Source organism: Bacillus sp. REN16, assembly GCF_020731355.1.
Taxonomy (GTDB): Bacteria; Bacillota; Bacilli; order Bacillales; family Bacillaceae_L; genus Ferdinandcohnia.
The window spans coordinates 197,968-222,444 of sequence record NZ_JAJFZK010000009.1 but is presented as its reverse complement, the minus strand read 5'-3'; the positions used below and the strand labels follow the sequence as shown (position 1 = coordinate 222,444).

Sequence of the window (24,477 nt, the reverse complement as noted above, 5' to 3'; positions counted from 1 at the left end):
AACGGGAAAGGAAGCGGGAAGAGTAGCAGGCAGTCTATTATGTAATCAATCGTTACTCAATTGGTTTTTCAATAAAACATCAATATTATATCGGGGCTGGACTCAATACGATCCAGTCCTTTTTCTTTTGTTCGATATCCCTCCAATCCCTTGTCCGTAGCGTGGTTCAGTTCTTGCCCAGAACATTTTCTATACAGTTCGAAAGTACACGGGAAAGAAGAAAGAGAGTGCTGAGAAAAGAGGGTTTTTCAGTATCTTTTTCAATTTTTTTCTTATTTGTTCCCGTTCAGGGAACATCTATTTAACGTTGTCCGAATATTCGATACAAGCCAGAACAGAAAAAGGAGGGCGAAAATGGGGGTTTTGGGGAAGAACTATGTAGCAGAAGGAAGAGTGGCGGAATGAAGTGTTAGGAGGTAAGAGTCCAAGAGCCGCAAGGGTTTGAGGGGAGTGTGAGGGGGAAGAAGGCGGGGAAGGACTTTTTGGCAGGGCGATAATAATGTTGAAAGACAACAAAGTCGGGTACTGACGTTAATAAAAAAAGACTAAATCCTGAATTTGGATTGAGTGGACATGAAGCATTAGGGGAGTTGGGTTTGAGAGGGATCGGAAGTGAGAAGGTGGAAGGAAGGACTTAATAACAGGTGAATAAGTACGTAAAACAGGGAAATAACTTTGTTATTTCCCTGTGAGAAACTATATTCTATCCCAGAAACGCATCTGGGCAATAGCAGTAATAAAATCCTTCCCAAAGTTAGGATTGTTTGCAGAAAAAACGACTCCAGCTAAGTTATTCTGTGCTGATGTGGTAACATATGACTGACCAGTTGTTGCCACCCCAATCGGTTTGTAATGCTCATATGCTACAACAAAGAATTTATTAATACTTTTATTAAGGTTAACGTTCGTTTCACTTCCCCCAACAACATATAACGAGTCAAACAAAAGAGGATCTGATGTTATAAACGTTTGATTCACCTTAATTTGTGTGCCGTCACTTCCTGTCACTATGCCCATTTTATCACTAACAATCACGATAAGAACTCCATTTTGCTGCAGTAAGTTAAGTATATTTGTAACCTCGGCACTATTGAACCCATTGCCAATCAACACGCCTACTTTTTGTGTAGCTGTGTATTTAGGTGTGCTGGCCTGACTCAGTGAGGGGTAGCTTGTAGAAACTGAAACGTGGCTGCCCTTTGGACGGTCGACACCAATATTATCAGCAACGATGCTTGCTAAGTCCTTATCTACAATGACCAGTAAATTAATATTTTGCTGACGGACAGATTCACTAATAACTTTTCCTAGTTGATAGGTGAATCCTTCAATCGTGTGTTGCTTTTCAATAGGTGTCAAGCTATTCCAAAAAATTCTCGTTTGCGAATAAAAATCGTTAAATGATTCACTCCGGCCACGGATCGTATGCCCATCTACCTTTTTAGGATAATGTTCATATCCGCCTTGTTCTGGGGGAGTCTCAAATGGTGTATTATTTGCCAGCGAATTTTGATGATAATTCACTTGATCAACATCAATTCGATACCTCATAGGGCCACGTCTTTGATTATTATGAAATGGGCAAATCGGTTTATTAATAGGTAATTCTTCGAAATTTGGTGTTCCCAATCGATGTACTTGTGCAGTATGATAAGCGATTAACCTTCCCTGCAATACGGGATCATTGGAAAAACCAATACCTGGAACAACATTAGCAGGATTAAAGGCTACTTGTTCTGATTCAGTATGGTAATTTTCGATATTTCTATTTAATGTCATCTTCCCGATTAGTTGAACAGGAATGAGTTCTTCTGGCCAAAACTTTGCAGGATCAAGAATATCAAAATCGTATTTAAACTCATCTTCAAGCGGAATCAGTTGTACACCTAATTCATATTCTGGATAAAATCCCTTGTCGATTGCTTCTCTTAAATCCTTGCGGTGAAAGTCTGGATCAATTCCCCCTAATTTAATTGCTTCATCCTGAAGGAGGGAATGAACACCAAGAACAGGCTTCCAGACAAATCTAACAAAGGTTGCGACATTCTTATCGTTAACAAATAAATATGTATTAATGGACCACGATTCCATCATTCGGTAACTTCTTATAAGGCCCCGGTCAGACATGATCCACGTAACCATATGAATTGATTCTGGATTATTGGCCACATAATCCCAAAAACGGTCATGTGCACCGGTAGCTGTTGGAATATCATCATCGGACTTAGCTTGATAAGCGTGCATCACTTCTGGGAATTTCATTGGATCTTGATTAATTAATACAGGCATAGCAATGGTAGTTAAATCATAATTTCCTTCTCAATGGTAGTTAAATCATAATTTCCTTCTTCTGTATAAAACTTAACTCCCTGACAACGTAAGTCCCTTGCTGTGTCATAAGACCCTCTGGGTCCTTGTACGGTAGAAAAACGGATAGTTAGAGGGGTCTTTTTCCCAGGTTCCTGAAAAAGGCAGGCCTTTGTCACGTGCCTCATCGACTGATAGCATTCAAACTCTCCATGGGCACTGTAACCTCTTGCATGAACCACTCTTTCTGGCTGCTCTTCCTGCGTAAAATGCGTCATTTTTTCAAAGTAATGCCAATCCTCCTGTAAGGAAGGGCCACGTTCACCGGCTTTTAAGGTCTGACGATCGTTTGATATTTTTCTACCTTGATTTGTAGTTAGTGGGTTTCCTGTATTTTTAATACGGTATTCATCTAACTGCTCCTGTTTAATATCTTTTCCTATTGGTTTTTTATTTCTATCGTTATCCACTTAATCACCCTTTTTAACGTCTAAATTATTTCCAATTTATTAATATGTAGTTCAGGATATTTTATACAGTAACCTTCAATTTATATATTCAACTGTCTAAAAAAGATGATGATGGGTTATTATCTATAATCATAAAAGGGGGTTAAAAGCCGATTATTCCCTAAGAATAATCGGCTATGAACAATTGATTAATGTTTCACACTACATACAGTTTTGCGGGTAGTCAGGAATGGAAACTTTGCCAAACTCATTAACTAACTTTTTAAGATTGCTTGATAATATCTCGCCTGAAATCGGAATCCCGTGGCCAGTCATGGCAGATGATCATTATTTGGGACTTTATTATTGGGCTTGGATCGAGTCTTTTTTTAACAGTAGTAAGTCCAGTATGTAGCGAATCAATGGTTTGAGAAAAGAAGAGGTCTTGCTGTAGGAATATTAATTGCAGCAACTGCAACAGGGCAGTTAATTTTACTTCCTATCTTAGCGGCAATTATAGAACATTATCATGGCGACCCAGATAACCGTAGTACGCCAACACTACGGTTATCTATATAAATGCGATGCATAAAGTAAGTGATTAGCAGTAATAAGGTTTTATACTAGGGAGTACTCACCCGTGTCGCCAAACAGCAGGGTGGATTACTCTTTTATTTTATCGATTAATAGGACGATTAAAGTTATTAATGCTATCATAAACATTGCTGTACTCATGTCCATCAGTTGCACCTCCCCCTATGAGAGGCTTAATCGCAAACCCTCACGCGACTGTCTTTTTGTCATCGCAGAAAAGTAGACCTGTCTTCCAAATCATGAAATAAATAGAACCTATTCCATTTTCCATTTAAACCCACTCCCTTTGGTAGCTATGATCTAGGATATTGAGTTAGGTGCGTGTCTTATGACATTTTATTAAAAATTATTAATAAAAGTTAAAAATTTTTAACCATGATGCAAAAAAAGAGATGCTTAAGCATCACAAGGTTTTTCTCTATATAAAATTTGGTTAAGGGGCGGATAATCAAGGGCATGCCAAATTCTAAGAAAGAATTCTATAGATGGTTGTGATTTATTATTCATATAAATTGATAAATTACTTTTATCGATGCCTGTCATTTCTGAAAGTTCTTTTTGAGTAATTTTTCGTTCTTTCATTATTTTCTTCATATTATTTTTAATCAAGCCATCATGATAATTAATAAGCGGTTCAACATTTACCTTTGGAGTATTTCCCAGTTGTTTGGCTGATTCATTTAAAATGGGAAGAAACTCAGGAAGAGATTCATACAATTTTCTGGTTATTTCTTTAGGTTGATGAGCATCAATGTTGTCTAGCATGGAATCGATAAAATACATGGTTGCCCCCTTGATGAAATCTTCCGGGGTATATTCAACATTTATTTTATCCATTATAGCTTCCACATTGGCATATGTTGTATAGGACTGTATCTTTTCAAAATTCTCCTTTTTAAAGCCTACTTTAACATATACATATCCATCATTTTTCGGTGTACCTTCTGTTTCCGTTGTGTAATTGTCGTCAAAGCCCATATACACAACCTTAGTATTATTGGCATTATTCTTTTTTCCCGTGTTCATGTATATCGCCTCCTATACGTGGACAAGATATGTTTAACAAAATAAGTGAGGTGCTAAAAATGACAAAAGATGAAAGAAAAGATGTAACTAGAGATGTAGGTGGCACTGGAAAGCGTTCGTAATCTTATTCTTATAGGAACTTGGTTTTCTTCAAACCTGAATGGGAGTCGAATTTAGATTCCTTGACTAATATAAAGTTAACCCTATTCTCCCCTTGATCCTTATAGGCTCGCAATTAGCGAGTTTTATTTATTATATGTCAGTTTGATGGTTCTTATTATCTTTCGATTGAAAAACTTCAACTTTTGTTAAAAATGTTATTTTTTAATAGTGATGGAGTTAACAAAAAATCAATATCAATTTCAGACTGGGTCCATTACCGATCCAGTCTTTTTGTTTTGAACAATATCCCCAAGACCCTTCAGAATAAAATTACACGCAAATGAACACATTAATATATTGATTTCATGTTTTTTTTAATCAAAAAAAGGAGGATTCTCACTTCGAAAAAGTTTTGACGCAGTGAAGTAAGACAAAATTAGTTCTACTATTCATTGTTTGAAAGCGGTTTATATCTTAAAATTTATTTATAGGATGTATGTTTTTGAAAGGAAGTGGGTCAAAATGGCTCAACAAGAAAAAGGAATTAAAGTTGGCGTTCAGAAATTCGGCAACTTTTTAAGCTCAATGGTAATGCCAAATATCGGAGCGTTTATAGCATGGGGATTAATTACAGCTCTATTTATTGAAGCAGGATGGTTTCCGAATGAGGAATTGGCTTCATTAGTAGGTCCAATGGTAACATATTTATTACCATTACTGATCGGTTACACAGGCGGTAAACTTATTTATGACACTCGCGGAGGGGTCGTAGGTGCGATTGCAACAATGGGTGTCATTGTTGGCGCAGATATCCCAATGTTCCTAGGAGCCATGATCATGGGTCCGATAGGCGGATGGGTCATTAAAAAGTTTGACTCCTTAATAGAAGGAAAAATTAAAACTGGATTCGAGATGTTAGTCAATAACTTTTCATCCGGAATCTTAGGTGGAATACTTGCTATTCTTTCATACTTGTTAATCGGACCTGGAGTAACTGTGCTTACTGGATGGTTAGTGACTGGTGTGGAGTGGATGTTAGATGTAGGTGTTCTTCCATTAACTAGCATTATCATTGAACCAGCAAAAATACTATTTTTAAATAATGCAATTAATCATGGAGTATTATCACCAATTGGACTTGAACAGGCAAAACAAACTGGAAGTTCAATTTTGTTCCTGCTTGAAGCAAACCCTGGACCAGGTATGGGGGTCCTGCTGGCCTATTGGTTCTTTGGAAAGGGAACGGCAAAACAAACTGCTCCCGGTGCGAGTATCATTCATTTCTTTGGTGGAATTCATGAGATATACTTCCCATATGTGTTGATGAATCCACTTTTAATAATTGCCGTTGTCTTAGGAGGAATAAGTGGAGTATTTACCTTAACTGTCCTCGGTGGTGGTTTAGTAGCTCCATCTTCACCTGGAAGTATTCTGGCGATTCTTGCTGTAACACCTGCCGGGAACTATTTTGCTAATATCTCCGGTGTAGCAGTGGCGTTAATTGTTTCATTTATTGGTTCTTCTCTTGTATTAAAAACAAGTAAAGCAAAAGAAGGAAATATTGAAGAAGCTTCACAAAAAATGCAAGAAATGAAAGGCAAGAAAAGTAGTGTAGCAGGTGCGTTAGCTGCTAATAAGGAATCAAATGGAGAATTCGACACTACTGATATCAACCATATCATTTTTGCATGTGATGCTGGTATGGGTTCAAGTGCAATGGGTGCTTCACTTTTAAGAAAAAAAGTAAAAGAAGCTGGATTAAATATGAAGGTTACCAATACTTCTATAAGCAATCTTCCAAGTGATGCAAAACTGGTTATTACACAAGAAGAGCTAACACCACGCGCAAAACAAAAAGTGCCAAATGCTCATCATATTTCAGTTGAAAACTTTTTATCCAGTCCAAAATATGATGAATTGATTAATCGATTGAAAACGGAGGATGTTATTGAAGAGAATCCCAATGATGAGATAGTAGTTGATTCAACACCAACCAATGAAGGTGTTTTAAGAAAAGAAAATATCTTCTTGAACAAACAATTCTCATCAAAAGAAGAAGCGATTCGTTTTGCTGGACGGGTATTGGTAGATGGCGGTTACGTAGAAGAGTCTTACATTGATGCCATGATTGAAAGAGACCAAATGACAACCACCTATATGGGTAATGATGTAGCGATACCACATGGTACAGATGAGGCGAAGAAAAGCGTCTTAAAATCAGGTGTTACTATCATTCAAATTCCAGACGGTGTAGATTATGATGGACAAAAAGCTCGTTTGATTTTTGGAATTGCTGGTAAGGATGGCGGACATTTAGAAATACTATCCGCAATTGCGATTACATGTTCTGAAATGGAAAATGTTGAAAAAATGGCAACTGCTAAAACAGTTGATGAAATCTTAGATATTATTGGGGCTTCATTTGATAAGTAAGTAAAGTAAGAAAGATGCAGAATGCATCTTTCTTCTTCCTTTTTATTTGATATGTTAAAATCAATCATTTAGTAAATGAAATTGTTTGAAATGAGTTGATGGGCATGATCATGACAACACGAGAGAAGGCAATAGTTGAATTGATGGTAAAAAGTAGTGGAAAGCATACAATCTCTTCTATTGCAGATTTGTTGCATGTCAGTACAAGAACCATCCAAAGGGATTTAAAAAGCATTGAAAAGCTCCTATATGAATTCGATTTAACAATAGAAAATAATAATGGGCTATCGATTATAGGATCCAATCAAAACTTTTATCGACTGATTCAAGAATTAACGAAAATTAATCCAATTGATCTTTCATTAGAGGAAAGGAGACTTCTAGCCTATATAAAATTAGTAGATGCAGATGGACCGATCAAGTTAGCACCATTAGCTAAAGAACTTGGCATCTCGATTACGACATTAGGAACAGATTTAGATGATCTGACAGAGTGGTTGAAAGACTATGAAATATCTATTAATCGAAAAAAAGGCGTGGGAGTCGAAATCATTGGATCAGAAGAAGCGAAAAGAGAGGCTTTAGTTAGTTATTTACTTATTTACTTTAATGATGAATTAATCGAAAGTCTATTTCTTCTTTCAAACGACAAGTTACAAAATAACATCATCTTATTTTTCATAAAAAAAGATTATTTAAAAATGATCGACAAGATTGTTTATCCATATATAAATCAAATACAGCTTAAATTAGCTGATAGAGATTATATTGCTTTCATCATTCATATTTGCATATCCTTGCAGAGGATTGAAAAGGGATATTCTCTATCTGAAGTGAAACTTGATATAGGCCTTCTAAAAAATTCCGAAGAATATTCACTCCTCATTAAGATACGGGATGATTTATTTGAAACTTTTTCAATTAGGTTGAATGATAAGGAAATCACATATCTTGTATCTGTTTTAAGAGGCTCTAAACTAATAGAACCAGAGGATTCTTACTATGATCAGATTCTCATTAGCCGCTCCGTTAAGAAAATGATTCGCGATGTTTCCGGGCAAATGAATGTTGATTTATCAGCAGATTTTTCTTTGTTTCAAGGGCTTATGGCCCACATGGAACCTACCATTTATCGAATGAGTAAAGGGTTATCTTATTTTAATCCTTTAACAGAAGAGATTAAACAAATGTATCCTCTTTTGTTTTTAGCGGTACATACCAGTATTAACAAGGTTTTTACTCACCTGTCATTTTCAGAAGACGAAATTGCTTATATTGTACTTCACTTTGGATCTGCATTGGAATTGAAAAAAGAGGAAGTTCAAATACATGCTTTAATCGTGTGTCCTACGGGAATCGGTACTTCAAAAATGTTAGCAAGTCGAATTAAAAATGAAATTCCTGAGATTACTTCAACTGATATTGTTTCTCTAAAAGAAATCAAAACCATTGATTGGCGTCAATATCAAATTATTATTTCGACTGTCTTGTTGCCTATACAGGATGATTTCGATTACGTTTTTGTAAATCCATTACTCTATGAAAAAGACATTGAGTCAATTCAAGCCTATTTAGGCACACATATTCAACAAATTACAAGGGATTCCGGCCATCCGCCTGTGAAAAACAGCAGTGACGAAAAGAAGGTTAATAAAAATAGTACGAACCTTTACACTTTTATGGAGGAAGTAGATATATGCCAAAACAGTATCCGTACCATCTTACGCAATTTTTCCGTCAGTCATTGGGAAAATGAACCTACCTGCGACCTCCTCATTAAGAAGATGCTAGGAATAGAAACGCAAAAAGGAAGCGTAACGAATGCAGATGATGTCTTTCTGCAACTCAAGCAACGTGAAGCAAAAGGGGGATTGGGGATTCCCCAAACGGATATGGCCTTCTTTCACTGCCGGCACGATCAGGTGGAGGAAGTCACTTTTCAAATAGCACATGTAGAGTTTCCATACAGATTATTGGGTATGGATGGTAAGGAAATGGATGTCCATACGATTCTTTTGCTGCTTGCACCGCAATCGTTAAATAATCTTGAATTGGAAATTATAAGCATGGTAAGTACGATTATGGTTGAAAATAAAGAGACCATGATGATCTTTACTTCTGCAAATGAACAGATGATCCGAACAAAGTTAGAAGAAGCATTTTTACGTTTTTTATACGAAAAATTTGAAAAGGAATGATTTTTTATGAAAAAGGTCGTACATTTTGGTGCTGGAAATATAGGAAGAGGTTTTATTGGAGCATTGTTCTCACAAGCGGGTTATCATGTAACATTTGTGGACATTGCAGATGTGATTATCGATAAATTAAATACAGAAAAAGCGTATAAAGTTATAACAGCAGCTGATGAACCAGAAGTGACAGAAATTCATAATGTTTCCGGATTGAACAATATGAAACAAGAGGATGACGTCATCAAGGCAATAGAAGATGCCACTTACATAACAACTGCAATTGGACCAAACATCTTACCTCACATTGCCCCATTAATTGCAAAAGGCCTGCAATCCAGAGTAAGTGTATCGGATGAAAAAGTATATGTAATTGCTTGTGAAAATCAAATTTCAGCAACTGATCTATTGAAAGGCTATATCCAAAAAGGATTAGATCAAGATGAGATTAAAAAAATGGAGGGTAATGTATTTTACTTTAACTCGGCGGTTGATCGAATTGTACCTATTCAAGATAACAAGAATACGCTTGATGTACTGGTTGAGCCCTATTATGAATGGATTGTTGAAACCACAATGGATATTCCAGCAGTAGAAGGAATGACGAAAGTTGCAGATTTAGCGCCTTTTATTGAGAGAAAATTATTTACGGTTAATACCGGACATGCTGTAACAGCTTATTTTGGCTATTTGGACGGTAAAGAAACCATTGATCAAACATTGAATGATGCTGCTATCTATGAAAAAGTTAAATCAACAATAGAAGAAACTGGAGCATACTTAACAACACGCTATCAATTAAATGAAACAGAGCATCAAAAATACATTGAAAAAATATTGGGTCGTTTCCAAAATAAACACTTACACGATGATGTAACTCGCGTAGGCCGTTCGCCAATCCGTAAACTTGGACCTAATGATCGATTAGTAAAACCGATGGTGGAAGCACAAAAGCTGGGATTATCTTTCCAAAACTTAGCAAGTGCAGTGGCAGCGTGCCTCTTATTTGACGTGAAAGAGGATCCAGAATCAGTTGAATTACAAAAGATGATTCAAGACCAAGGTGTACTACATGTATTAAAGGAAATTTGCCAACTGGATGAATCAAACGAAATCACACAAGTGATAATCGGAAAATATGAGGAATTTAAGGCGAAGTATCAAAAATAGGTAATATAAAATAGACTGAAACAAATATATGTTTTGAGCCAAACTCAGGTTTGGCTCATTAAGATTATACTTTATCAAGCTCTTTTTTTTTCTATAAGACCTTTAATCGAACAATCTGTAATCCGCACTTAAATGGCAAAATGCACATTTGCATGTGGTCAATTGTTCTTGATTATCATTTAGCTTGGCTACATGTGGAATATCAAGGGTATGTAGCCCATCTTTCACATGTTTTAGACAATCTGTTACCATTTATTAAAATCGCTCCTTATTTTTGTGATTCGTCAAAGTTTTTCTATGGAAAAAATTAGGTGAACATGCGAACCGTCCCCTCGTTTCTCCGTTTCTCCCCCTCGTTTCTCCAAATTTCCACACAAAGTAGGGCTGGATCCAATCAGGTTCCGGTCTTTTTTTGCATCCAAGGAAGAACTAATGGATATATATGATAAAGTAGGGTTTAGAAAGTTTAAAATCACAGTACTAATTAGAAGGTCTTCTATTTTGGAGGTATATTTTGGGAAGTATATTCATTTTTATATGTATTATCTTAGTGGCTTCTATCTTGCAAACAAGTACAGGCTTTGGCTTTTCTATAATGGCGACACCGTTCCTGCTTATGTTGTTTTTACCGCAAGAAGCTATTCAACTAAATCTTATTTTATCTTTGGTTATTTCAGTATCACTCATTTATAAAATAAAAAAAGATATCGATTTTATTCAACTGAAAAGATTTTCTTTAGGAAGTATCGTTGGTGTTCCTTTTGGCATTTTAATCTTTCTTTCTATTGACGCAACTACATTTAAATTAGGAGTTGGCATTCTTCTCTTACTATTAACCCTACTATTGATATGTAATTTCAAAGTTCGATCAACAAAACGGAGGGATTACATTGTCGGTGGATTTTCAGGTTTATTAACAACAAGTATCGGTATGCCTGGGCCACCATTGTTACTTTATTTCACTGGAACCGATACAGAAAAAGGAAAACTAAGAGCAACGACATTAGCCTATTACCTGTTTATATATTTCGTTAGTCTGTTAACACAGATTTATTTTACAGGAACTAATAAAGAAGTTTGGGAAGCAAGTTTTTATGCGATTCCAATCGTATTTCTGGGATTGTTAATAGGGCAAATCATTTTCAAATATCTTAGTCAAAGAATTTTTACGGTATTTACATATATACTTTTGATCTGTACAGGTATCTTTCTTCTTCTTGAAAGTTTAGGTTTGTTTTAGGGGAAATTCGTCTTATTAGTCTGCTTTTGGGACACATTTTTTAATAAGACAGGAAGGGTGATTAGCGTTGAAAAAGATTATAACTGTATGCACGGTGCTTATTCTCTTATTAGTTGGATGTTCATCAAATAATCAGCAAGATGCGGTGCATAACAATAACGAGCAAAACACTACACCGAATCAGCAAGAAAATGATGAATTGGAAGTGGTTGCGGAAAATCTCGATGCTCCATGGTCAATTGAAAAAATTGATGATATTTTCTATCTGACAGAAAGATCTGGTTCTATCGTGAAAATAGAAAATGGAGAAATGGAGAGGCAACGTGTAGAATTTGAGAAAGATCTAGCAACAGCTTCGGAAGCGGGGCTATTGGGGTTTGTGCTTGCTCCTGACTTTCAGGAATCGAATTTAGCCTATGCCTATTATACATATGAAGACAGTACCGGGCAGTTCAATCGCATTATTACACTTCATTTGGAAGATAATGTTTGGATGGAAGAGGGCATGCTTCTTGATAAAATTCCAAGTGGCTCTTACCATCATGGAGGAAGGCTTAAAATGGGGCCCGATGGGAAGCTCTATGCAACTGCTGGTGATGCGTCTGAACCGGATCTAGCACAAGACCCTAGTTCATTAGGCGGAAAAATTTTAAGGATGAATCTAGATGGTTCGACTCCAAATGATAACCCGTTTTCAGATTCATATGTATACAGCTATGGCCACCGCAATCCTCAAGGAATGACCTGGTTGCCTGATGGAACGCTATATGCCAGTGAGCACGGAAACAGTGCAAATGATGAAATAAATCGAATTGAGGCCGGTCAAAATTACGGATGGCCAATTATCGAGGGGCATGAAGAACAAGATGGGATGGTTTCACCGCTATTCACTTCTGGTGAGGAATCAACCTGGGCACCGTCTGGAATGGCCAATCATAATGGTAAATTGTATGTTGCAGCATTAAGAGGAACTGCTGTCTTAGAATTCGACCTCAAAACAGGTGAATACCGTGAAGTTATCACTGACCTTGGTAGAATTCGCGATGTACGGATTGAGGATAACTATCTTTATTTTATTAGTAATAATTCAGATGGGCGTGGAAATCCAGAGGATAATGATGATAAGCTATACCGTATATCACTATCGTAATGCCACACGCCGTAACGGGATCCTTGAATACGATTATGGCAGGGTTAGCATGTGGGGAACCAAGTAAATCTTCTTGGGGTATTTTACGGGATTATGCGGAAGCTTTTGTTTCTTGCCCGGATTACACGGCTTCACGTGGTATGCGTGTTCTTGCAAATCCACTAGGTTGTGACCCACGTATTGTCTCAGGCGAGTCCGGTGCAGCAGTAGGGATAGGATTAGTGAGTATATTAGCCAAAAATCAAATGCATAAGGATATAAAAAACAAATTGAAATTGGACCAAGATTCAAAAATTCTAATCATTAGCACCGAGGGTGACACAGATCCAGATCATTATCGGAAAGTAGTGTGGGATGGGGCTCATCCATCTGTTTAATCATAGTAAAAGTCCAATCAAAAGTTTAGATTGGGCTTTTGGCTTATCACTATTCAGTGGTACAATCCGATATTCGGGTCGTCACTGTAAGTATTGGAACGTGTTGGATTTAAGATTGTAGGTGGCTTAGTTTATGAAGTTTTTTCTCGTGTTGAATGATTTTGGAGTGTAAAAATTGAACGGTTTCCTTGATTTCCATTATATCTGCTTGTGTACCATCTTGTCTCGCGGTTAATCGATCTAGTCTATTATTAACATCAGCAAAGCCTGTTTTCATTTCTTTTCCTATATCATTCAACTTCATATCCATATTTCCAATCTTCATATCCATCTTCTCTAACTTCCCATCTATCTTCTGAGAGTAGAGATTAAATGCATTTAGTATTTCCTTAAGCATTGTTTCATTTTCCATCTTGTTTCACCTCCTTCGTTACCTATTATAAATAACTTTAAAATCAATTGGAAGAGTTATTATTCCGGTCATCTCAGTTACGCAATGTTAATCAGGATAATAGATAATAATGTAGAATCTTACCACTTCATCTGAAGAATTTTTATAGATATGTTCAGTATTCGCGTTAAATTTAATTGCTTCGTCAGGACTTAATTCAAACTTCTCCCCTTGTATATCAAGAGTAAGTGTTCCTTGCTGTATGAGTACATATTCTTCACCTGTATGCTTTTCGGATACATGTCTAAATCCCGGTTTTAAGTCGACAGTGAAGATTTCAAACTTCTTTTCTGGATGAAAGGGAAAGACCGAATATACAAAATAGTTTCCATCATCATCAATGACCGGATTAAGTTCATTTTTATTGATCTTTTCAATTTGTGGCTGTTCGTTTTCTTTTAAAAATCCCGAAAAAGATACCTGCAATCCATTCGCAATTTTCCAAAGCGTAGTGACAGTTGGATTTGATTTTCCGTTTTCAATTTGAGCTAACATGGCTTTACTAACTCCAGTCAGTTCAGACACGTTATCTAGGCTCAACCCACGACTTTTTCTTATTTTGGCAAGATTATTAGCAATAACCCCTTGAATGAATTCCATGAAAATCTCCTTGACTCTTTTTTGTATTCATCATAACATACAAATAAACAACATAACAGACACGGGTTTTATTGGTGAACAAAGGTGGTGCAACAATGGTCGAATTAGCAAACAAATTATATAAAGAAGAAAGTCTCCCAACATTTTCTCAGGGAGTAAAAGATTGCGTTCCAACTTTAATTGGCTACATCAGTATTGGAATTGCGATGGGGATAGTCGGAGCTTCGTCCAATTTAAGTATAGTAGAAGTTGCTCTTTTATCAATCTTAGTTTACGCTGGAGCGGCTCAATTTATCATTTGCGCTTTGTTAGTATCAGGAAGTCCAATTTCAGTCATCGTATTTACAGCTTTTATTGTGAATTTGCGTCATCTTTTATTATGTACCACATTAGCTCCCCACTTTACGACTTATTCATTAATGAAAAATGTCGGGATAGGGGCTCTAGTAACCGATGAGTCATTCGGAGTTGCTGCTAACAAGATTGCACGAAAGGAAACAATTAATGCTAGCTGGATGAATGGATTGAATATTACAGCTTATTTTTTCTGGATTTTATCTTGTGTGTTGGGTGCTATCTTTGGCAAATGGATTTCAAATCCAGAGGTTTTAGGATTGGACTTTTCTTTAACAGCTATGTTTCTAGCATTGCTAGTATTGCAATTACAAAACATCGATCATCGTAAATTGAAATTTTATCTATCATTAATTTTATATGTTGTTATATTGATGTTGGTACTATGTATGTTTGTTCCATCTTATATAGCTATTCTTTTATCAACGGTAATTGTGGCAACGATTGGGGTGGTAAAAGACAAATGAGTTTAAATCTATCGATATTATTAATTATTGTAGGGTGTGCCCTTGTAACCTTTGTTCCAAGAGTTATTCCATTTATCGTCATAAGAAATGTAAAACTGCCGAAAATTGTAATTAAATGGCTTTCGTTTATCCCCGTTTGTATTTTTGCAGCACTTATTGTTGATAGCTTTATCATACAAGATGAATCATTACTATCAATTGATTGGAAAGTTCTTACAGCTATTATTCCGACACTTGTCGTAGCCCTATGGACAAAGAGTTTGTCCATTACAGTAATAGTAGGAATAGTTAGTATGGCTTCAGTTAGATTTTTATTTTAGATTCAGTTTTTTATACTAATTCAATGATGTGCAGAAATCTCTTACTGATTAAACGGTGAGAGATTTTTTTGAAAAAATTATCTTGAATTCAAGATAATTTTCTTGACTATAAATTACTTGAGGAGTATTATTGGTTACATAAAGTTACTCAGGTTACTAATAGTCACCCATTATAAAAAGATATACTAGATAGATATTTTATTGATAGGAGTGAATCATATGGTTGAGGTAACCTTGAATCTTGAATATAAGGGCAAAAAATATTTAACAAATGTCATTGTTAAAAAAGACACACCTCAAAATCAAATAATCCGTATTGCAGAGGAGCAAATTAAGAAACAGTGGCAGAATTAATAAAAGTGTAATCTCCAGTTTAACTATGAAAGGAGAAAAATCCTTTGAATGAGAAAAAAGAAGTTGGAGAAAAAGCTTTAGATTATATAAAAGATGGAATGGTAGTTGGTCTAGGGACTGGATCGACAGTGTTTTATACCATTTCTAAACTTGGGGAACTCGTGAATAATGGACTTTCGATTAATGGAATTCCCACTTCAAAACAAACTGAAAAACTGGCTAAAGAAGTTGGAATTCCACTTGTTTCATTTAATGAGGTTGAACAAATAGATGTGGCAATTGATGGTGCCGATGAGGTAGATCCTGACTTAAATCTCATAAAAGGGGGCGGTGGTGCCCTATTAAGGGAAAAAATCATTGCAAATGCAGCTAACACTTTTATTGTAATTGCTGACCCGGAGAAAAACGTTGCAGCATTAGGATCGTTCCCACTACCAGTTGAAGTGCTGCCTTTTGGATTTGAAATGACAAGGAAAAAGATACAAGAACTCGGGATCGTGCCTCAATTAAGAAAAGCACAAGGTACACCATTTCGAACGGATAATGGTAACTATATTCTTGACTGTCGTTTTCCAGATATGACGAATCTTAAAGAATTAGAAAGAGAGCTTAACCTAATACCTGGAGTTATTGAGAATGGGTTATTTCTCAAAATGACTGATATATACATTTCCTTGGATCGTGACAAGGATAACTCTATTGTCGTCAGACATAGATATCATGTGTAAAATGATTTGCAACAATAGAATGAATTTGACTAGGTTCATTTACATGTACTAGGAGGACTTAAATTGGAATCAATGTCTTTTGTATTATTTGGCTCAACAGGTGATTTAGCAAAAAGAAAGATATTTCCTGCTTTGTATAACTTATACGTTGATAAAAAACTACCACAACCCTTGTCAATAATTGGACTAGGAAGAGGAGAACTGTCTCATAGTGATTTTCAAGAAAGAGTGAAGGAATCAATCTTTACTTTTTCACGCCGCATTGAACATGATGCAACTGAAATGGGAGGTTTTCTTGATTCATTTCGATATATGGCCTTAGATGTTAAGGATAAAGAGGGTTACAAAGAATTACTTCAAATGGTTGAGCAAAGGGAAGCGGAGCTCAAAATTAAAGAAAATCGAATCTTTTATCTTTCAGTTGCGCCTGAATTTTTTGATGTTATTGCTTTAAACATTAAAGAAAGCGGACTAGGTGCAACGGATGGTTGGAAACGATTGATGATTGAAAAACCATTTGGCCATGATCTCCAATCAGCTCGAATATTAAATGAAAAACTAAGCGGTGCATTTGAGGAAGAAGAGATCTACCGGATTGATCATTATCTAGGGAAATCAATGGTTCAGAACCTTGAAGCTCTTGAATTTGCAAACCCAATCTTACAATCCATTTGGAACAAGGATCACATTGCAAATGTACAAATTACAGCGAGTGAAACAGTTGGAGTAGAGACAAGAGCAGGCTATTACGATCAGGCGGGAGCCATACGTGATATGGTTCAAAATCATATGCTTCAACTGTTAATGATGACAGCCATGGCCTTACCTAAAAAGATGAATGCTTCGGAAATACGTAATGAAAAGCGTAAGGTAATGGAGGCTATTCGTCCACTGAAAAAAGAAGATGTTCGTTTAAATATCGTTCGTGGGCAATATGGTTCAGGTGGGAGTAATGGTAAGCAAGTGCCAGCCTATAAAGACGAACCAGGCGTAGATCCATCATCTAAAACAGATACATTTATCGGAGCTCGTATTTGGATCGATAATCCATTTTGGAAAGGTGTTCCTTTCTATATACGAACTGGAAAGAGAATGAAGGAAAAGTCAACACGTATTGTTATTGAATTTAAGAATACATTGGCGAATCAAGAAATAGAGCCCAATTTATTAATCGTTGAAATCAGCCCAAATGAAAATGTCTCTCTTCAATTAAATAGTAAAAACCCAACAAACAATGGGAATATCGAACCTGTTCGAATTAATTTTTCGTGTGAGGCCACGGGAATTGGGGTGCCGGAAGCATACGAAAGAATCATTCATGATGCTTTTGTTGGTGATTCAACATTCTTTGCCCATTGGAAGGAAGTTGAGTTGTCATGGGAGTGGGTTCAACCAATTCTAGATGCATTTGAAGAGGACCTTGTTCCGCTACATGAATATCAATCCGGTTCAAATGGTCCGATAGGCTCTGATTCATTGTTAGAGGAGAACGGATTTAAATGGTGGTTAGATGAAAAGATCCCAAAACAAGAAACAAAAGAATTAATAGGAATGAAATAAGGAAAATCAGGGGGAAAAGGAAAAGTCATGACACAAAATATTGAGAACTTAGCCGTTACAACAATACGAACATTATCTATTGATGCCATTAATGCAGCAAATTCCGGTCACCCGGGATTGCCAATGGGCGCAGCACCAATGACCTACGCATTATGGTCAAAACATATGAACCATAATCCTGAAAATCCAAAATGGTTTAATCGTGACCGATTTGTTTTATCAGCTGGACATGGTTCTAGCTTATTATACAGCATGCTTCATTTAGCGGGATATGGCGTTTCAATCGATGATTTAAAGAATTTCAGAAAATTAAACAGCAAAACGCCAGGACATCCTGAATTTGGGCATACTTCCGGTGTAGAGGCGACAACTGGGCCATTAGGCCAAGGGATTGCCAATGCTGTCGGAATGGCAATGGCAGAAGCACATCTAGCTGCGAAATTTAATAGAGAGAATCACGCCGTTATTGACCATTATACGTATGCTTTAGTGGGTGATGGTGACCTTATGGAAGGTATTTCTTATGAGGCGATGTCAATGGCAGGACATATGAAACTCGGTAAGTTAGTCGTCCTCTATGATTCTAATGATATTTCCCTTGATGGTGATTTGAATGTATCCTTCTCTGAAGATATTAAGAAAAGAGCAGAATCGGCAAATTGGCATTATGTACGAGTGGAAGATGGAAATGATCAAGAAGCGATTTCTAAAGCAATCGAACTAGCAAAACAAAATCCAAATCAACCAAGCCTTATTGAAGTCAGAACCATCATTGGGTATGGAAGTCCGAAAGTAGCGGGCAGCAATAAAGCCCATGGTGCACCGCTAGGACCTGAGGAAGGAAAGGCAACGAAGCAAGCTTATGGCTGGGATTATGAAGCGGATTTCCATGTTCCTGAAGAGGTAAAAGCCCACTTCGAGGATTTAAAGAGTAAGGGAATGGATGTTGAACAAAATTGGAATGATTTATTCCGTTCCTATCAACGAGAATACCCAGAACTAGCAGATCAACTAACCAATGCAATACAAGGAAAAGTTCTAATAGATGCAAACGACATTTTAACGTTTGAAACAGGGAAAGCTGTTTCAACTCGTGTTGCAAGTGGAGAAGCGATTAATCATTATGTTAAGTCAGTTCCTTCCATTTTTGGAGGAAGTGCAGACCTTTCTGGATCTACAATGACAGATATAAAGGGAGAACAAAAATTTGCTGTGGAATCTTATGGTGCCAGGAATGTGTACTTTGGTGTAAGAGAGCATGCCATGGGTGCGGCTGCAAATGGTATGGCCTATCACGGCGGTGTGAAGCCTTTTGTAAGTACATTCTTTGTATTTAATGATTATCTTCGTCCGTCCATCCGTCTGGCGGCACTATCGAAACTTCCAGTCACCTATGTATTTACACATGACTCAATTGCTGTAGGTGAAGATGGTCCTACACATGAGCCAGTTGAACATTTAGCAGCACTTCGTTCAATACCTGGGCTTACAGTGATAAGACCATCTGATGCGAACGAAACAGCAAGTGCTTGGGCATATGCGCTTCAACAAACAGAAGGACCTGTTGCACTAATTTTAAGTCGTCAAAACCTACCAGTATATAACGAAACAAAAGCAAATATCGAAAATGTTTCAAAAGGGGCATATGTTCTAACCGAAACAAATTCAGCACCCGAGGTTATTCTAATTGCGACAGGCTCCGAAGTGTCATTAGCTGTTAGCGCAAAAGAAGAGCTAGAAAAAGAAAATAGATCGGTACGAGTAGTTGCAATGCCGAGTTGGGAACTATTTAATAAACAATCATCTAATTATAAAGAGTCTATTTTACCATCATCGGTTTCAAAACGAGTTGCAATCGAATCAGGAATCTCGATGGGGTGGGAACGATTTGTTGGTACGGAAGGAAAAATAATATCGATTGAAACATTCGGTGCTTCTGGAACAGGCTCTGCCGTTATGGAACAGTTTGGATTTACTACTGAAAACCTTGTACAAACAACTAAAAGCCTTTTAAATGATTAAAAAATACAAAACAATTGGAGGAACACAACATGAAGGTCGGATTAGTAGGATTAGGAAAAATGGGTTTAAACTTAGGACAAAACCTTATCGATAATAAACACGAAGTAGTTGCATATGATGTGAACCCAAGTGCTGTTGATGAAATGAAGAAATATGGAGCTTTTGGAGTATCAAGCTATAAAGAACTAGTTGAGTCTTTAGAGAAACCAAGGATTGTCTGGATCATGGTTCCTCAATCTGTTGTGGATCCAGTTATTGATGAAATTGCCCCCTTTTTAGACAAAGATGATATTGTAATCGACGCTGGAAATTCGCACTATAAGAAATCCATTGGGCGCTACAATGATTTAAAGAAAGTCGGCGTACGATTCATGGATGCCGGTACTTCAGGCGGAATGGAAGGGGCACGAAATGGTGCTTGCTATATGATTGGCGGCGATCCTGAGGCTTGGGAACAGGTTGAACCTATTTTTAAAGATACTGCCGTTGAAAATGGTTTCTTGTATGCAGGAAAAGCAGGAAGCGGCCACTTCTTAAAAATGGTTCATAATGGCATCGAGTATGCAATGATGGCTGCAATCGGAGAAGGTTTTGAAGTACTTGAAAAAAGCGAGTTTGATTATGATTATGAAAAAGTAGCAAAAGTGTGGAATAATGGCTCCGTGATTCGTTCTTGGCTCATGGAATTAACAGAGAATGCATTTTCGAAGGATGCCAAATTGGATGAAATTCAAGGAATCATGCAATCCTCAGGTGAGGGGAAATGGACAGTTGAAACAGCATTAGACCTACAAACAGCTACTCCTGTTATTGCGATGTCGCTATTGATGCGCTACCGCTCATTAGAAAATGATACCTTTACAGGGAAAGTTGTAGCTGCATTACGAAATGAATTTGGTGGACATGCTGTCGTAAAAAAATAAGGGTTTACAAATACACCTATATAGAATGACTTCACATAGGGATAGTCTTCTATACATGATCTTAAAGGAGGGTACTATTAATGGATAGTACTCTCTTTTTAATTCAAAAAAATACTGCTTGATCATGACAAGAAGCATGAACCAAGCAGTAGGAGTTTAGAGATCATTATAGCCATGTATTCGCCCAATCCTCAACCGTTTTTAATGCCTTTCCCAATTCATGTCCCTTTTTTGTTAGGGAATATTCTGTTCGTACGGGACGTTCTGTGATGACATTACGAAGGACTAATCCGCAATCTTCAAGTTCTTTTATCCGTTCGTTAAGCATCCTTTTACTTAAATCAGGAATAAAACCATGTATTTCACTAAATCGTTTTGGTCCTTCCATTAGTGTATGAATGATTAAACCCATCCACTTTTTACCGATCATATGATACGATTCTTCAACCTTTGAACATAATCTTTCTTGACCTTCTTTTTCCAACATGAGTAACACCTCCAATAGCAAAAATTTAATAATATGCACAAAAAGTAACAAGGTAATATAATGTATATTAAAATTATATCCTATACAGACCATTTTAAAAAGGGGAATATTATGGAGGAATTGTGACAATAATAAAGGATTACTCTTAGAATAAGTATAATTTGTTAGTTTTTAAATAAATTATTATTTGTTGACTAAAAGTAACCTGTGGGTTATTATTGGTTACATAAAGTAACCTAAATATTAAACAAAAGATATCAAAGAAATAAAGGAGAGATAAAAATGATGCAAGTATTAGATGCAAAGATGATTGATACGAAGTATGGATTAGAAACGTATTTAGATATCCAAAAAAATGTCCATGTTGCGGATCTGCACATCCCAACAGTAGAAAGTCCTTTTTTTGATATAAAGATAGGAATTGAATATTATCGTTTGATCGATCAAAATTATTATGATAGCCAGCTCAACTACTTTTGGATAAGAATACATCCAGAAATGAATACAATTACACTTTTAGAACCTGAAGTACAAAACATCTTTAGTATTAAAGATGTGAATGAAAGAGTAGCTACCAAGAAATTAATAGGAGAATGGATAATCAATACCAATGCTTTTAAGTCTTCTATTAAAAATCTAATTAAAGAAAAGAAATCTGAAAATGTAGTAACAGAAAAAGACATTCGAGAAACCGTACGCACCATCGAATTGTTAGAAAAAACACTCGAGCTAAAAACAGAGGATATATTAAAAGCGGAAGTAAAAAAAGCTGGTTAAGTTATTGACACATTACTCTTTTTGTTATAATATTATCTTGAATTCAAGATATTTTAATTTAAGATATCTATTGAGGAGGTGTAAGTGTGGGAAAAAAATGCACCAATCAGCCGTTTTTGCTTTTAATGCAAACATCTAGAGCGCTCCAAGAAAGAATTAGAGACGATATGATGAAAAACAATATAAGCATAACTGAGTTTTCAGTACTAGAAGTACTTTTTCACAAGGGAATTCAAACCATACAACAAATTGGCAAGAGTGTTCTGATTACAAGTGGTTCAATGACCTATGTAATCGATAAATTAGAACAAAAAGGATTACTAAAGCGAAGTGCTTGTCCTGATGATCGACGTGCTATACATGTATCGTTGACTGATGCAGGAATTGAAATAATGAATAAAATTATGCCGGAACATGAGGATTTTGTAAATAGTGTTTTTGATTCACTAAATTCCCATGAGGTAGATACTCTATTAGACCTTTTGCAAAGAGTTAAGGACAAGGTGAATAATTAAATATTATTTTTTTGGATGTATATCTCGAAACAAAGATACTTTAATTAGAGATAAAAATGAATGGTTTTATTTATTTGGTAAAACCTGAAAGTAAAATTGTAAAATTTAAAAACACAAATGGGAGTGAGCTAAAAATGAGTAAAAAAACAATGGGCATTCACCACATTACAGCAATAGTAGGTCATCCACAAGAGAATGTAGATTTTTATGCTGGAGTATTAGGATTACGTTTAGTTAAACAAACAGTAAATTTCGATGATCCGGGAACATACCACTTATATTTTGGGAATGAAGGAGGAAAACCAGGAACAATTATTACATTTTTCCCTTGGGCAGATGCCTATCAAGGAAAAATTGGTGATGGTCAAGTAGGTGTTACTTCCTATGCTGTTCCTAAAGGAGCATTGAGTTTTTGGGAATCGAGATTAGAAAAGTTTGATATTCCTTACACTAAGATCACACGATTTGGAGAAACCTATTTGGAATTTGATGATCCGCATGGTCTTCACCTAGAAATAGTTGAGAGAGAAGAAGGCGAAATCAATAATTGGACATTTGGTGATGTAACTCCCGAAGTTGCAATAAAAGGTTTTGGTGGGGCAACCTTATTTTCATCTCATCCTGATAAAACGGCGGAATTACTAGAAAAAGTAATGGGTCTTGAAAAAGTAGACGAAGAAGGAGATTTTGTTCGTTACCGTTCAACAGCAGAAATTGGAAACATCATAGACCTAAAGGTGGTTCCATCTGGAAGAGGACAAATGGGCGTTGGAACAGGCCACCACATTGCATGGAGAGCAATTGATGATCAAGACCAACTGGATTGGCAAAAGTATGTTGCGGAAAATGGATATGGTGTAACCCCTGTACAAGATAGAAACTATTTTAATGCGATTTACTTTAGAGAACACGGAGAAATTTTATTTGAAATTGCAACAGATCCTCCTGGATTCGCTCATGATGAATCACACGAAACAATGGGAGAACAATTAATGCTACCAGCGCAGTATGAGCAATATAGAGAGCAGTTAGAACGCAGTTTAATTCCAATTAAGGTGAGAAACTTAGATTAATTTGTAAAGGAATGAATCCGATGCTTTCAATTGACCCTAAATCTATTTCTGAAAGAGAAAATTATAAGTTTTTAATCGGAAGCATTATTCCGAGACCAGTTGCATTCGTTACAACTCTTTCTGAAGAGGGAGTCTTAAATGGAGCACCTTTTAGTTATTTTAATATTGTATCTTCAAATCCGCCAATGATTTCATTGTCGATACAGCGCCCCGACGGAAGACAAAAAGATACAGCTAGGAACATACTTAAATCGAAGGAATTTGTGGTTCATATTGTGGATGAGCAAAATGTTGAAAAGATCAATAAAACTGCTGCAACCTTTCCGTCAAATCAAAGTGAAGTTCAGTTGGCGGGACTAACTCAGGTTGAAAGTATAAAGGTCTCCGTTCCTGGAGTGAAGGAAGCAAAGGTTCGATTGGAGTGCGTATTAGAACATTCATTAGAATTGGGAGAAACCGTTTCTCCTGGCTGTGATTTTATCATAGGAAGAGTCATTCAATATCATATTGAAGATGACATCTATGAAAAAGGAAGAATTGATCCTAGAGGGTTAGCTGCCGTAAGCCGATTGGCGGGTGCCAATTATGCGAAAATCGGAGAAATCTTTGAGATAGAAAGACCAAAATAGCCAAAAATAGAGGTCATCAGCTGACAGCGACAGAAGTAGAAGCTGCTAGTAATTGGTATAAAAACTTATAGTTCTAAAAAAATATAGGTGAACAGAAAAAGTTCCTTTAAAGGAATGGAATTTTTTTAGAACGGAATAATAGGTGGTGTACGAAATGGGTTTTTTATCAAAAGTATTTGG

21 protein-coding genes and 2 pseudogenes are annotated in these 24,477 nt (G+C 36.4%); 18 read left to right on the top strand and 5 right to left on the bottom strand.

Features of this window, described 5'->3' with window-relative positions; translation table 11 throughout:
• Positions 1 to 696: 696 nt before the first annotated feature.
• Positions 697 to 2,777 (bottom strand): annotated as a pseudogene (locus tag LKW28_RS14710) (catalase).
• 308 nt (positions 2,778 to 3,085) lie between these two features.
• Between LKW28_RS14710 and LKW28_RS14705 the strand changes: the two are divergent.
• Positions 3,086 to 3,284: pseudogene (locus LKW28_RS14705) on the top strand (MFS transporter); the annotation flags it as partial.
• 462 nt (positions 3,285 to 3,746) lie between these two features.
• Here LKW28_RS14705 and LKW28_RS14700 read toward each other — a convergent pair.
• A complete protein-coding gene (locus LKW28_RS14700; RefSeq protein WP_229141101.1) occupies positions 3,747 to 4,376 on the bottom strand; it encodes a helix-turn-helix domain-containing protein in 630 nt (209 codons plus the stop codon).
• A gap of 624 nt (positions 4,377 to 5,000) precedes the next feature.
• Here LKW28_RS14700 and LKW28_RS14695 point away from each other — a divergent pair.
• From LKW28_RS14695 to LKW28_RS14670, 6 genes are all read left to right on the top strand, one after another.
• Positions 5,001 to 6,911 (top strand): PTS mannitol transporter subunit IICBA, encoded by a 1,911-nt coding sequence (locus LKW28_RS14695; protein ID WP_229141100.1) that lies wholly within the window; start codon positions 5,001 to 5,003, stop codon positions 6,909 to 6,911.
• Positions 6,912 to 7,021: 110 nt separating this feature from the next.
• Entirely contained in the window at positions 7,022 to 9,109 is a 2,088-nt protein-coding gene (locus LKW28_RS14690; RefSeq protein WP_229141099.1) for a BglG family transcription antiterminator, read from the top strand.
• Positions 9,110 to 9,115: 6 nt separating this feature from the next.
• A complete protein-coding gene (locus LKW28_RS14685) occupies positions 9,116 to 10,270 on the top strand; it encodes a mannitol-1-phosphate 5-dehydrogenase (protein WP_229141098.1) in 1,155 nt (384 codons plus the stop codon).
• A gap of 514 nt (positions 10,271 to 10,784) precedes the next feature.
• Positions 10,785 to 11,510 carry a sulfite exporter TauE/SafE family protein gene (locus LKW28_RS14680; RefSeq protein ID WP_229141097.1) on the top strand — a complete coding sequence of 242 codons (726 nt, stop codon included), beginning with the start codon at positions 10,785 to 10,787 and terminating at the stop codon, positions 11,508 to 11,510.
• A 67-nt stretch (positions 11,511 to 11,577) separates the two neighbouring features.
• Positions 11,578 to 12,660 (top strand): PQQ-dependent sugar dehydrogenase, encoded by a 1,083-nt coding sequence (locus LKW28_RS14675; protein ID WP_229141096.1) that lies wholly within the window; start codon positions 11,578 to 11,580, stop codon positions 12,658 to 12,660.
• Between the two features lie 35 nt (positions 12,661 to 12,695).
• Positions 12,696 to 13,037: a hypothetical protein gene (locus LKW28_RS14670; RefSeq protein ID WP_229141095.1), complete on the top strand. Its 342-nt coding sequence runs from the start codon at positions 12,696 to 12,698 to the stop codon at positions 13,035 to 13,037.
• Between the two features lie 109 nt (positions 13,038 to 13,146).
• On the opposite strand, the gene LKW28_RS14665 is transcribed toward LKW28_RS14670, so the two are convergent.
• Both LKW28_RS14665 and LKW28_RS14660 read right to left on the bottom strand, forming a co-directional pair.
• Entirely contained in the window at positions 13,147 to 13,449 is a 303-nt protein-coding gene (locus tag LKW28_RS14665; protein ID WP_229141094.1) for a hypothetical protein, read from the bottom strand.
• An 87-nt stretch (positions 13,450 to 13,536) separates the two neighbouring features.
• Positions 13,537 to 14,088, bottom strand: coding sequence for a helix-turn-helix domain-containing protein (locus LKW28_RS14660; protein ID WP_229141093.1), 552 nt, complete (start codon positions 14,086 to 14,088; stop codon positions 13,537 to 13,539).
• A 95-nt stretch (positions 14,089 to 14,183) separates the two neighbouring features.
• Between LKW28_RS14660 and LKW28_RS14655 the strand changes: the two genes are divergently transcribed.
• The 7 genes from LKW28_RS14655 (at position 14,184) to gnd (ending at position 20,816) form a co-directional block, all read left to right on the top strand.
• Positions 14,184 to 14,909 (top strand): AzlC family ABC transporter permease, encoded by a 726-nt coding sequence (locus LKW28_RS14655; RefSeq protein ID WP_229141092.1) that lies wholly within the window; start codon positions 14,184 to 14,186, stop codon positions 14,907 to 14,909.
• Positions 14,906 to 15,229 (top strand): AzlD domain-containing protein, encoded by a 324-nt coding sequence (locus tag LKW28_RS14650; RefSeq protein WP_229141091.1) that lies wholly within the window; start codon positions 14,906 to 14,908, stop codon positions 15,227 to 15,229. The genes LKW28_RS14655 and LKW28_RS14650 overlap by 4 nt, the downstream gene beginning before the upstream one ends.
• A 219-nt stretch (positions 15,230 to 15,448) precedes the next feature.
• The gene (locus LKW28_RS14645) at positions 15,449 to 15,583 is read left to right on the top strand and encodes a BA3454 family stress response protein (RefSeq protein WP_229141090.1); all 135 of its coding nucleotides are present in this window, start codon (positions 15,449 to 15,451) and stop codon (positions 15,581 to 15,583) included.
• Positions 15,584 to 15,627: 44 nt separating this feature from the next.
• Positions 15,628 to 16,311, top strand: coding sequence for a ribose-5-phosphate isomerase RpiA (rpiA, locus tag LKW28_RS14640; RefSeq protein WP_229141089.1), 684 nt, complete (start codon positions 15,628 to 15,630; stop codon positions 16,309 to 16,311).
• Between the two features lie 63 nt (positions 16,312 to 16,374).
• Positions 16,375 to 17,871, top strand: coding sequence for a glucose-6-phosphate dehydrogenase (zwf, locus tag LKW28_RS14635; RefSeq protein WP_229141088.1), 1,497 nt, complete (start codon positions 16,375 to 16,377; stop codon positions 17,869 to 17,871).
• A 27-nt stretch (positions 17,872 to 17,898) separates the two neighbouring features.
• Complete coding sequence (tkt, locus tag LKW28_RS14630; RefSeq protein WP_229141087.1) at positions 17,899 to 19,893, top strand: transketolase; 1,995 nt, start codon at positions 17,899 to 17,901, stop codon at positions 19,891 to 19,893.
• Between the two features lie 29 nt (positions 19,894 to 19,922).
• Positions 19,923 to 20,816, top strand: coding sequence for a phosphogluconate dehydrogenase (NAD(+)-dependent, decarboxylating) (gnd, locus tag LKW28_RS14625; protein WP_229141086.1), 894 nt, complete (start codon positions 19,923 to 19,925; stop codon positions 20,814 to 20,816).
• 166 nt (positions 20,817 to 20,982) lie between these two features.
• Here gnd and LKW28_RS14620 read toward each other — a convergent pair whose 3' ends face one another.
• Positions 20,983 to 21,303, bottom strand: a complete 321-nt coding sequence (locus tag LKW28_RS14620) for a winged helix-turn-helix transcriptional regulator (protein ID WP_229141085.1) — start codon at positions 21,301 to 21,303, stop codon at positions 20,983 to 20,985.
• Positions 21,304 to 21,585: 282 nt separating this feature from the next.
• On the opposite strand from LKW28_RS14620, the gene LKW28_RS14615 reads away from it, so the two are divergent.
• The 4 genes from LKW28_RS14615 to LKW28_RS14600 all read left to right on the top strand — a co-directional run bounded on the left by LKW28_RS14615 (position 21,586) and on the right by LKW28_RS14600 (position 24,297).
• Positions 21,586 to 22,080 (top strand): hypothetical protein, encoded by a 495-nt coding sequence (locus tag LKW28_RS14615; RefSeq protein WP_229141084.1) that lies wholly within the window; start codon positions 21,586 to 21,588, stop codon positions 22,078 to 22,080.
• 86 nt (positions 22,081 to 22,166) lie between these two features.
• Complete coding sequence (locus LKW28_RS14610) at positions 22,167 to 22,595, top strand: MarR family winged helix-turn-helix transcriptional regulator (RefSeq protein ID WP_229141083.1); 429 nt, start codon at positions 22,167 to 22,169, stop codon at positions 22,593 to 22,595.
• A 134-nt stretch (positions 22,596 to 22,729) separates the two neighbouring features.
• A complete protein-coding gene (locus LKW28_RS14605; protein WP_229141082.1) occupies positions 22,730 to 23,668 on the top strand; it encodes a ring-cleaving dioxygenase in 939 nt (312 codons plus the stop codon).
• A gap of 20 nt (positions 23,669 to 23,688) precedes the next feature.
• On the top strand, positions 23,689 to 24,297 hold the full coding sequence (locus LKW28_RS14600) for a flavin reductase family protein (RefSeq protein WP_229141081.1): 609 nt from the start codon (positions 23,689 to 23,691) through the stop codon (positions 24,295 to 24,297).
• Positions 24,298 to 24,477: the final 180 nt, after the last annotated feature.

Bases quoted from the DNA above. Each gene is read 5' to 3' on its own strand.
- LKW28_RS14685 (WP_229141098.1), top strand. From the start codon at position 9,116: ATGAAAAAGGTCGTACATTTTGGTGCTGGAAATATAGGAAGAGGTTTT.
- LKW28_RS14650 (WP_229141091.1), top strand. From the start codon at position 14,906: ATGAGTTTAAATCTATCGATATTATTAATTATTGTAGGGTGTGCCCTT.
- LKW28_RS14605 (WP_229141082.1), top strand. From the start codon at position 22,730: ATGAGTAAAAAAACAATGGGCATTCACCACATTACAGCAATAGTAGGT.
- LKW28_RS14700 (WP_229141101.1), bottom strand. From the start codon at position 4,376: ATGAACACGGGAAAAAAGAATAATGCCAATAATACTAAGGTTGTGTAT.
- LKW28_RS14690 (WP_229141099.1), top strand. From the start codon at position 7,022: ATGACAACACGAGAGAAGGCAATAGTTGAATTGATGGTAAAAAGTAGT.
- LKW28_RS14665 (WP_229141094.1), bottom strand. From the start codon at position 13,449: ATGGAAAATGAAACAATGCTTAAGGAAATACTAAATGCATTTAATCTC.
- LKW28_RS14660 (WP_229141093.1), bottom strand. From the start codon at position 14,088: ATGGAATTCATTCAAGGGGTTATTGCTAATAATCTTGCCAAAATAAGA.
- LKW28_RS14620 (WP_229141085.1), bottom strand. From the start codon at position 21,303: ATGTTGGAAAAAGAAGGTCAAGAAAGATTATGTTCAAAGGTTGAAGAA.
- LKW28_RS14655 (WP_229141092.1), top strand. From the start codon at position 14,184: ATGGTCGAATTAGCAAACAAATTATATAAAGAAGAAAGTCTCCCAACA.
- LKW28_RS14615 (WP_229141084.1), top strand. From the start codon at position 21,586: ATGATGCAAGTATTAGATGCAAAGATGATTGATACGAAGTATGGATTA.
- LKW28_RS14695 (WP_229141100.1), top strand. From the start codon at position 5,001: ATGGCTCAACAAGAAAAAGGAATTAAAGTTGGCGTTCAGAAATTCGGC.
- gnd (WP_229141086.1), top strand. From the start codon at position 19,923: ATGAAGGTCGGATTAGTAGGATTAGGAAAAATGGGTTTAAACTTAGGA.
- LKW28_RS14670 (WP_229141095.1), top strand. From the start codon at position 12,696: ATGGCAGGGTTAGCATGTGGGGAACCAAGTAAATCTTCTTGGGGTATT.
- LKW28_RS14645 (WP_229141090.1), top strand. From the start codon at position 15,449: ATGGTTGAGGTAACCTTGAATCTTGAATATAAGGGCAAAAAATATTTA.
- tkt (WP_229141087.1), top strand. From the start codon at position 17,899: ATGACACAAAATATTGAGAACTTAGCCGTTACAACAATACGAACATTA.
- LKW28_RS14600 (WP_229141081.1), top strand. From the start codon at position 23,689: ATGCTTTCAATTGACCCTAAATCTATTTCTGAAAGAGAAAATTATAAG.